The sequence below is a fragment of the Luteibacter sp. HAY1-4A genome (assembly GCF_056755355.1).
In genome coordinates this window covers 17,456-27,087 of the sequence record NZ_JBNDHZ010000061.1, presented here as the reverse complement: position 1 = coordinate 27,087, position 9,632 = coordinate 17,456, and the positions used below count along the sequence as shown (strand labels likewise).

General features: G+C 65.6%; 10 protein-coding genes. 4 read left to right on the top strand and 6 right to left on the bottom strand.

The annotated features are described in order from the left end of the window. The coding region (locus ACPYOD_RS17115; RefSeq protein ID WP_481302915.1) for a substrate-binding domain-containing protein at positions 1–155 on the bottom strand (155 nt) is incomplete at its 3' end. Between the two features lie 201 nt (positions 156–356). Next, the gene (gene rnt / locus ACPYOD_RS17110) at positions 357–1,016 is read right to left on the bottom strand and encodes a ribonuclease T (protein ID WP_481302913.1); all 660 of its coding nucleotides are present in this window, start codon (positions 1,014–1,016) and stop codon (positions 357–359) included. 212 nt (positions 1,017–1,228) lie between these two features. Here rnt and ACPYOD_RS17105 point away from each other — a divergent pair, with 212 nt between their 5' ends. The 4 genes from ACPYOD_RS17105 (at position 1,229) to ACPYOD_RS17090 (ending at position 5,575) form a co-directional block, all read left to right on the top strand. Continuing rightward, complete coding sequence (locus ACPYOD_RS17105; protein ID WP_481302912.1) at positions 1,229–2,605, top strand: porin; 1,377 nt, start codon at positions 1,229–1,231, stop codon at positions 2,603–2,605. Positions 2,606–2,870: 265 nt separating this feature from the next. Further along, on the top strand, positions 2,871–3,236 hold the full coding sequence (locus ACPYOD_RS17100) for a hypothetical protein (protein WP_481302911.1): 366 nt from the start codon (positions 2,871–2,873) through the stop codon (positions 3,234–3,236). Between the two features lie 122 nt (positions 3,237–3,358). Continuing rightward, on the top strand, positions 3,359–4,048 hold the full coding sequence (locus ACPYOD_RS17095) for a carbonic anhydrase (protein WP_481302910.1): 690 nt from the start codon (positions 3,359–3,361) through the stop codon (positions 4,046–4,048). A gap of 9 nt (positions 4,049–4,057) precedes the next feature. After that, positions 4,058–5,575 (top strand): SulP family inorganic anion transporter, encoded by a 1,518-nt coding sequence (locus ACPYOD_RS17090; protein WP_481302909.1) that lies wholly within the window; start codon positions 4,058–4,060, stop codon positions 5,573–5,575. A 111-nt stretch (positions 5,576–5,686) separates the two neighbouring features. Here the strand turns inward: ACPYOD_RS17090 and nth are convergent, their stop codons facing one another. The 4 genes from nth to ACPYOD_RS17070 form a co-directional block, all read right to left on the bottom strand. After that, entirely contained in the window at positions 5,687–6,301 is a 615-nt protein-coding gene (gene nth / locus ACPYOD_RS17085) for an endonuclease III (RefSeq protein WP_481302914.1), read from the bottom strand. A 20-nt stretch (positions 6,302–6,321) separates the two neighbouring features. Next, entirely contained in the window at positions 6,322–6,930 is a 609-nt protein-coding gene (gene rsxB / locus ACPYOD_RS17080; protein WP_481302908.1) for an electron transport complex subunit RsxB, read from the bottom strand. A gap of 24 nt (positions 6,931–6,954) precedes the next feature. Beyond that, a complete protein-coding gene (metG, locus tag ACPYOD_RS17075) occupies positions 6,955–9,051 on the bottom strand; it encodes a methionine--tRNA ligase (RefSeq protein ID WP_481302907.1) in 2,097 nt (698 codons plus the stop codon). 103 nt (positions 9,052–9,154) lie between these two features. Further along, a complete protein-coding gene (locus tag ACPYOD_RS17070; RefSeq protein ID WP_481302906.1) occupies positions 9,155–9,601 on the bottom strand; it encodes a DUF2147 domain-containing protein in 447 nt (148 codons plus the stop codon). Positions 9,602–9,632 lie beyond the last annotated feature (31 nt).

The following is a 9,632-nucleotide window of genomic DNA, read 5'->3' as shown; positions in this document are numbered from 1 at the left end:
TCCTTGATCTGCGCGATGCCCGCGCCGGAGCCCACGGACTGGTAGTTGATCTTGTTACCGGTCGACTCGGCGTACTTCGCGGACCACTTGGAGAGGACGGGGTAGACGAAGCTGGAGCCGGCGCCGGTGATGTCGGTGGCCTGCACGGCGGACATGCCGAAGAGCGAAGCGGCGACCAGCGCGGCAATGCGGAGTTTGCGTGTGAACACGGAGAAATCCCCTCGATGGAAAAAGTGTCGGGCGAAGCCCGCCCGGGGCCGTATTCCAGCCCTGCCGTGTTGCAATGAGACGTACCGAATGTTTCAGGCGGATGACACTCGCCATTTCGGTGTCATATTAGGAACTTACGAAGGGGCTCAGGCGACGACGGGGGCGGCCTGTTCGCGCTCCGCGAGTTCCAGCCGTCGCCAGCGGTTCACGATTTCGCAGAAGAGTTCCGCCGTTCGCTCGGCGTCGTAGATGGCCGAGTGGGCCTCGCGGGTGTCGAACGCGAGGCCCGCGGCGAGCACCGCCTTGCTCAGCACCGTCTGCCCGTAGGCCAGGCCGCCCAGGGTGGCGGTATCGAAGCAACTGAAGGGGTGGAACGGGTTCCGCTTGTGGCCGACACGGCGGACCGCCGCGTTAAGGAACGCCAGGTCGAACGCGGCGTTGTGGCCGACCAGCACGGCGCGCTGGCAGCCCGCCGCACGCACGGCTTCGCGCACGGCATTGAATACGTGGTCGAGCGCCTGCCGTTCCGGCAGGGCGCCGCGGAACGGGTGATCCGGATCGATGCCCGTGATTTCGAGGGAGCGGGGGTCGATGTTGGCGCCCGGGAATGGCTCCACGTTGGCCGCCACGACCGGTTGGGGAACCAGGAGCCCCGATGGCTCCATGGCCACGGGCACCACCGCGATTTCCAGCAGGGCGTCGCGCTCCGATTCGAAGCCGCCGGTTTCGACGTCCACGATGACCGGCAGGAATCCCCTGAACCGCCCGGCCATTGTCGAAGCGGTGCTGTTGCTCGTCGTATCCATCCGCAAAGGATATCAGCCCGGGGCTAGGGACGTCCGCGTTAAGCGGATGTGCGCGTGTCGCCGATTTGTAACAAAAAAGGCATGGAACGGTAAAACCGGCGGCCCATCCTTCGCGCCGTTGGCCTCTTTGAGCATTTTCGGACCGAAAAATCTCAAGGGGACACAGGGGTTCATAGCCAAACGCCATTCCTTTCCTAATGCGGAGACATCCCATGCGTTCCAAGTTGCTCACGGTGGCCATTGCCGCCGGTCTGGGCGTGACCAGCTTCTCGGCCCTTGCCGCGACGCCGAAGTCGCAGCAGCCGGCCCGGGTCACGGTCGACGCCGCCACCCTCCAGCAGCTGCAGGCGCAGCTCGCCGCCCTCCAGGCCAAGGTGGCCGACCTCGAGAGCAAGCAGGAAGCCCAGGCCGACGCGCAGATCGAAACGGCCAAGGCCGTGAACGACGTGCAGGTCGCGGCCACCAAGCCGACGGACGACCTGTCGAAGAAGGTCGAGAAGCTGGCCAAGATCGTGGACAACACCCACATCGGCGGCACGATGTTCTTCGACCTCTCCGACATGGATCACAAGGAGAAGATCGGCAGCGGTCCGAACGTGAAGAAGGACGGCCACGGCGCCACCAACGGTACCGGCTTCGACGTCAAGCGTTTCTACCTGGTCGTCGATCACACTTTCGACGATGTCTGGTCGGCCAACCTGACCACCGACTTCAACTACCAGTCGACGCTGTCGCAGACCAGCCTGTTCGTGAAGAAGGCCTACGTGCAGGGCAAGTTCGATCCGCTCTTCACCGTGCGCTTCGGTGCGGCCGACATGCCCTGGATTCCGTTCGTCGAGAAGTGGTACGGCTACCGCTACGTCGAGAACACCATCACCGACCGTTCGTTCGAGGGTGGCCGCAGCGGCTCCACCGCGACCGCCGGCGGCGTGGGCGCCTTCGGCAACTCGTCGGACTGGGGTCTGCACGCCCTTGGCGCCACCACCGGCGACAACTCGGTCAACTACCAGCTGTCGGTCGTCAACGGCCGCGGCTATCGTAACCTGAGCCGTTCGAAGACCGTGGACGCGGAAGGCCGCTTCGGTTACTCGCCGATCGAGCAGATGGTGATCGCGGTCGGCGGCTACACCGGCAAGCGCGGCAACGACGTCGAGAACGGTGCCCCGACGCGTACCGCCACCCGTGGCGACGCCCTCGTGGCGTGGCGTGACAAGACCTTCGGCGCGGGCGTGGAGTATTTCCACTCCGAGAACTGGGACGACATCCTGAAGTACCAGGGCGGCGCCACCCCGGCTCCGCTTTCCATCAAGGACAAGGCCGACGGCTACTCCTTGTGGGCGGACTGGCACTTCGACCCGCAGTGGGCCGTGTTCGCTCGCTACGATCGCGTCAGCTACAAGTACACGACGATCGCCGATACCGAGCGTGAACTGAAAGACAAGTACTACAACGCCGGCGTCTCGTACGACGTGCTGAAGAACTTGAAGCTCGCGCTCGTGTACAAGCACAACCGCCTGGATGGCCCATACGCCACCCCGTACCACTACAAGACCGACGAAGTCGGCTTCTGGGGCATGCTCAGCTTCTGACCGGTATCGGAAGGGAGTTCGACTCAAGGACGAACCGACGGCGGGCGCAAGCCCGCCGTTTTTTTTGGCCGCCTAATTGCGAATCGTCTCAACCGCGTCGTGCGGTTGCTCGCAGGCAATGCCTGAACGAAAACGCATCCGCGCGCCTCGACAGACCGCGAAACAGTGCGCTGGTACGGGTTTTTCGCATGAAGTATGCGGCGAGCCTGAACCCGATGCGGAAACCCTCTTGCATCTGTCACATTCGCTCCGTAGGTTCGAGCGCATGAACCATTCCCCGGCCATGTCCATACGACGCATCGCAGGTACGCTCATCGCGTTCCTCGCGCTCTTCGTCGTGTGTGCCGGGGTTCATGCCATGCCTTGCCACGCGGCGGGTGACATCGCCGACGCGTTGCACGCTCCGCTGGTCCTCGACGTCGAAAACGACGCCGGCGGCATCGCCGATCCGAGCGACGAAGACATCGTCCCGTCGCTGGAAGACAACAACAACGGACTCGACGACACCTTCGACCTGCCGGCGGAACACGTGGTCACCGTGCCACGGCTTTATCCGGGACAGCCCCCGGGCCACATGCCCACGGCTTACGCGCATCGCCGCGGCTCCGAGCTGCGCCCTCCGATCGCCTGATCCCCGGCGCGTCCTCGCGCCCACGCGCGACAACCTTTTCCCCAAGCGCTTACGGCCATCGCCGGGCGCAGGCGGACGCGTTCGCGCCCGTCACCCCCAAAGCTCTGAATAAGGAACACGTCATGGAACGTCTCATCGAAGGTTTCGACCACTTCCGCCGCCACATGACCACCGAGCAGCGCGAACTCTTCGCTCGCCTTGCCTCGGGCCAGACCCCGCATACCATGTTCATCACCTGCGCCGATTCGCGGATCATGCCCGAGATGATCTTCGCGACGCAGCCCGGCGATCTCTTCGTGTACCGCAACGTCGGCAACATCGTGCCGCCCTATGCGCAGCACGTCAGCGGCGTCGTGGCCGCCATCGAGTACGCGGTCACGGCGCTGAAGGTGCAGCACATCGTCATCTGTGGCCATTCCGACTGCGGCGCGATGAAGGCACTGCAGAATCCGGCGGCGCTCAAGGGCAAGCCTTCCGTGGAGCAGTGGCTGAAGCATGCGGATGTCGCCCGCTACGTGGTGGCCGAGAATCGCCCGACCATCCTTGGCGAGGAAGGCCTTCGCTACCTCACCGAGGAAAACGTGGTCGGCCAGCTGGAACACATGCGTACCTTGCCGGCGGTCGCCGCGGCGATGGCGAACGGCAGCCTGCGTATCCACGGCTGGATCTACGACATCGCGAAGACGGAGATCACCGTCTTCGATCCGGCCGAGGGGCGCTTCCGCCCCCTGGTCGCAGGTGATCGCAACGTGCCGGACGCCACGCCGCATGCGCGGTTCTCCACGCCGACGCCGGTCGCTTCCGCCGCTTAAGGACCTCCCATGCGTGCATATTTCTCCCAAGGCCTTTTTGGCCGCGACCTCCTGGGATCGGTGGTCGTCTTCCTTGTCGCACTGCCGCTATGCATGGGCATAGCGATCGCCTCGGGCATGCCGCCCAGTGCGGGCCTGATCACGGGCATCGTCGGCGGCCTCGTCGTCGGTGCCATTGCCGGATCGCCGCTGCAGGTCAGCGGGCCTGCGGCGGGCCTGGCCGTGCTGGTGTTCGAACTGGTGCGCGAGCACGGCGTGGCCGCCCTTGGCCCCGTCGTGCTTCTCGCCGGCCTGATCCAGGTCGTGGCGGGCCTGTGCCGCGTGGGTGTCTGGTTCCGCATGACCTCGCCGGCCGTGGTGGCCGGCATGTTGTCCGGTATCGGCATCCTCATCGTGGCCTCGCAGTCGCACGTGCTGCTCGATGCCATCCCGAAGGCGCGCGGTCTCGAGAACTTCGCCGCCTTGCCTGCTGCGGCATGGGAATCGATCACGGGTGCGGGCGAGGGGCAGGCTCCCGGCGCGCTCATGATCGGCCTGGGCACCATCGCGATCATGCTCGGTTGGGAAAAGCTCCGCCCGGCAAAGCTGCGCTTCGTTCCGGGTGCGCTCCTGGCCGTGGTGGCGATGACACTCGTCGCACAGTTCGGCGCACTCGACGTTAAGCGGGTGGACGTGCCTTCCAATCTGTTCTCGGCGGTGAACCTGCCCACGCTCGGAAGTCTCTTCGGCGTGTTCGACGCCACCTTGCTGGTCGCTGCCGCCACGTTCGCTTTCATCGCCAGCGCGGAGACGCTGCTGTCGGCGGCCGCGGTCGACAGGATGCACGACGGCGCGCGGACCAACTTCGACCGCGAACTCGCCGCGCAGGGCGTGGGCAACCTCATCTGCGGTTTCCTCGGCGCACTGCCGATGACCGGCGTGATCGTGCGCAGTGCGGCCAATGTGCAGGCGGGCTCCGCGACGCGCATGGCCGCCATCATGCACGGCGGCTGGCTGCTCGGCTTCGTGATGCTGCTGCCGTGGCTGATGCGCATGACGCCGGTATCGTGCCTCGCGGGTATCCTCGTCTTCACCGGCGTGAAGATGGTGAACCCGAAGCAGATCAAGGACCTCGCGGTCTACGGCAAGGGCACCGCGGCCGTCTACGTGGCCACCACGGTCGCCATCGTCGCCACCGACCTGCTCACGGGCGTGATCATCGGCTTCGCCATGTCGCTGCTGCGCCTTGCGTTGCTTTCGTCCAGGCTGAAGATGGACGTGACGCACCACGACGAACCGGGTGTAGCCACGCTCCGCCTGGAGGGTTCGGCTACCTTCCTGAAGGTGCCGACCATGGCTCGCACGCTGGAGCGCATCCCGCCGAACACGCGTCTCTCGGTCATCCTCGACAGCCTGCACCACATCGACCAGGCGTCGCTGGAATTGCTGCGGGAGTGGGGTCGCAATGCTTCGAAGCGCGGCTGCGAACTGGTGGTGGACTGGCACGAACTGGGCAGGCGCGTCGAGGGTTCCAGACGCACCGCATAGCTCATCTGTGGGAGCCGGCTATGCCGGCGATCCCGCGGCAGCGGGCAAGCTTGCGGCGAGCACCCATCGCCGCTCAAGCGGCTCCCACACAAAGCCTGAAGCTTCCGCGAGTCAGTCGGGTTTGGTTTTGTGCTTGTACGCGCACAGGTCGACGATGGCGCAGCGCGGACATTCCGGCTTGCGTGCCTTGCACACATAGCGGCCGTGGAGGATGAGCCAGTGGTGGGCGTCCTGGATGAATTCCTTCGGGATCACCTTTTCCAGCTTGTCCTCGACCTTGCGCACGTCGGGCCCCGGTGCCAGGCCGGTGCGGTTGGCAACGCGGAAGATGTGCGTGTCCACCGCGATGGTGGGCTGGCCGAACGCCGTGTTGAGCACCACGTTCGCCGTCTTGCGGCCGACACCCGGCAGTTCTTCCAACGCCTCCCGCGTGGTCGGCACCTCGCCCGCGTAGCGGTCGACGAGGATCTGGCTCATGGCGATGAGGTTCTTCGCCTTGTTGTTGTAGAGGCCGATGGTGCTGATGTAACCCTTCAATTTCTCGAGGCCCAGGTCGAGGATCTTCTGCGGCGTGTTCGCCACCGGAAAGAGCTTGCGCGTGGCCTTGTTCACGCCCACGTCGGTGGCCTGCGCCGAGAGCGCGACCGCGGCCAACAGCTCGAACGGGGTGGTGTATTCGAGTTCCGTCTTCGGATGCGGGTTCAGCTCGCGGAGGCGGGTGAACATCTCGACTACGTTGGCTTTCTTCACGGGCTGTCCTTCTTCCTGGCTTTCGCGCGCGCAAGCGCTTCCAGCACGGCATTGCGTGCCGCGGGTGCCGCGACCTCCACCTTGCTGGCGGCGAGCTGGCGCTCGCGTGCCTCGCGCTCGCGCGCCAGGCGCCCCTCGCGGCGCTGGAATCGCCATCGGGCGGCGTCGGCATGCGCGCGGTCGTCCGCCTGGGCCAACGGCATCGGATCGAGCGCGATGCAATCGACGGGGCAGGCCGGTACACAGAGTTCGCAACCCGTGCAGAGGTCGACTACGACCGTGTGCATCTGTTTCGACGATCCGACGATGGCATCGACGGGGCACACCTGGATGCACTTCGTGCAGCCGATGCAATCCGCTTCCACGATGCGCGCAAGCGTGCGCGGCTTTTCCACGCCGCGAGAGGTGTCGAGCGGCAGCACGGGGCGATCGAGCAGGGCGGCCAATCGGGCGATGCCGGCAGCACCCCCGGGCGGGCAGCGGTCGATCGCCGCCTCACCGGTGGCGATCGCTTCCGCGTACGGGCGGCAGCCGTGGAACCCGCACTGCTCGCACTGCGTCTGCGGAAGCAGTCCGTCGATGCGGTCGGCGAGCGTTGGCGTCATGGCTGGCGCGGCCGAACGGGGTTGTCAGCGGACGGTGGCGCCCGGTGCCGCGCCCTGGTCGGCATCGAGCAGGAAGAGATCCGCGCCACCGTCGCCGGCCGAGAGGATCATGCCCTCGGACAGGCCGAAGCGCATCTTGCGCGGCGCGAGGTTGGCGATGAATACCACGTTGCGCCCGATCAGCTTTTCCGGCTCGCCATAGGCGGCGCGGATGCCGGAGAAGATCTGCCGCTTGCCGAGCGGACCGGCGTCGAGCTCGAAACGCAACAGCTTGTCCGAGCCTTCGACGAATTCGCACGCCGTGACCTTGCCGATGCGCAGGTCGAGCTTGGCGAAGTCGTCGATGGAAATGGTGGCGGTTTCGGTCGTGGCGTCGGTCATGGCTTTCGGTGCTTCTTTGGTTTTCTTGACGGGCTTTGCTTCCGCGGCGGCCTTGGCCTGTTCCGCGGGCGAGAAGGATTCTTTCGACGCCTCGACCATGGCCTCGATCTTCTTGGGATCCAGGCGGCCGAACAGCGGCGAGAAGGCGTTTACGGTGTGGCCGAACAATTCGCGGCGCGCGTCGGCGAAATGCACCGCCGGTACGCCGAGGAAGTCTTCGGCCAGCGCCGCCGTCTTCGGCAGGATGGGCTTGACGAGACTGGTAAGCAGGCGGAACACGTGGATGGCGAGGGTGCAGATCTGGTGCAGCTCGCCGCGGCGGCTCTCGTCCTTCGCCAGTTTCCACGGCGCCATGGCAGCGATGTAACCGTTGGCGTCGTCGGCCAGGGCCACGAAGCGACGGCACACCTCGGCCAGGTCGCCTGTCTCGTACAGCGCAACCGTGTCGTCGTAGCCGGCGACGAAACTCGGCCACCACGCGGAAACCGGTTCCTCGAAGCGGTCGGCGAGCTTTCCGTCGAAGTGCGAATGCAGGAAGCCGGCGGTGCGGCTGGCGATGTTCACCCACTTGCCCACGAGGTGGGAGTTGACCCGTTCCTCGAACGACTTGAGATCGAGGTCCACGTCCACCGGGTTCTCGGTGAGCATCGTGGCAAAGTAATAACGCAGCGCTTCCGGGTCCAGCCCGCTGTCGAGGTACGTGCGCGCCTGGATGAAGGTGCCGCGCGACTTGGACATCTTCGCGCCGTTCACGGTGAGGTACCCGTTCACGTGCAGCGCGGTGGGCGTGCGCATGCCCGCGCCGTGCAGCATCGCCGGCCAGAAGAGGCCGTGGAAGTTGATGATGTCCTTGCCGAGGAAGTGGTGCATCTCGGCCTGGCTGTCCGGGCCGAGGAAGTCGTCGAAGCGCAGGCCGGTGCGCTCGCACAACGCCTTGAACGAGGCCAGGTAACCCACGGGCGCGTCGAGCCACACGTAGAAGAACTTGCCCGGCGCGTCGGGGATGGGGAAGCCGAAGTACGGGGCGTCGCGGGAGATGTCCCAGTCGCGCAGGCCACCATCCAGCCACTCGGCCAGCTTGGCGGCGACGCCCGCGTTGGCCACGGCCTTGCCGTCGGTGAAGCGCCCGGCGAACCAGTCGCGCAGCAGGGTTTCGAACTTCCCGAGTTCGAAGAAATAGTGCTCGGAATCGCGCAGCACCGGCGTGGCGCCGGACATCACCGAATAGGGATTGCGCAGTTCGGTCGGCGCGTAGGTGGCGCCGCAGTTCTCGCAATTGTCGCCGTACTGGTCCGGCGTGCCGCACACGGGGCAGGTGCCCTTGATGTAGCGGTCGGGCAGGAACATGTCGCGCTCGGGATCGTACAGCTGCTGGATATCGCGGCGGGCGATGTAGCCGCCTTCGCGCAGCCGCGTGTAGATCGCTGTGGCGAGCTCTCGGTTCTCCGGCGAATGCGTCGTGTGGTACTGGTCGTAGCTGAAATGGAAGTCGGTGAAGTCGGCTTCGTGCCCCGCACGAATGTCCGCAATGTAGTCTTCCGGCGACTTCCCGGCCTTCTCGGCCGCCAGCATGATCGGTGTGCCGTGGGCGTCCTCGCCGGCCACGTACCAGACTTCGTGGCCCTGCATACGCTGCGCCCGCGCCCAGATGTCGGCCTGGATGTAGCCGAGCATGTGGCCCAGGTGGAGCGGGCCGTTGGCGTAGGGGAGGGCGTTGGTGACGAGGATGCGGCGGGCCATGATTCGCACGGTCGGCTGTAGGACCGTGGATTATGGCATGCGGCGTTAAGCGGAGGTCGCACGCCGGCAGGCCGGCGATGCGCCGTAGGAGCCGCGTCTGGAATTACTCGGCCCGGACCCATTCCTGGCTGCGGCCGATCAGCGAGAAGCCGATGTAGCCATGCACGTCGAGCTTCTGCCCGCCGTCCTCGAGCTTCAGCGTGACCTTGTAGATCTTGCCCTTGGCCGGATCGAGGATCTGGCCACCGGACCATTCGTCGCCGTCCTTCTTCAGGCCCCACATGATGGTCATGCCTTCGATGGGCTTGTTCTTGCGTTCGCCGTCGCAGTTGGCGCAGACCGGATGCGGACCGTGCTCGGACTTCAGCACCTGCAAGACCTTGCCTTCCAGCAGGCCGCCGTTTTCGGTGATCTCCACGATCGACTTCACCTCGTGGGTCTTGTCGTCGATCGTCTTCCACTTGCCCACGGGGCTGTCGTTGGCGGCAAGGGCGGGGAGGGCGCTCGCCGCAAGGGCGAAGGCGAGGGCGGTGCGGATCAGAGGCTTCATAGGCTTGCGGGCTCCCCATACGGTCAGGTAT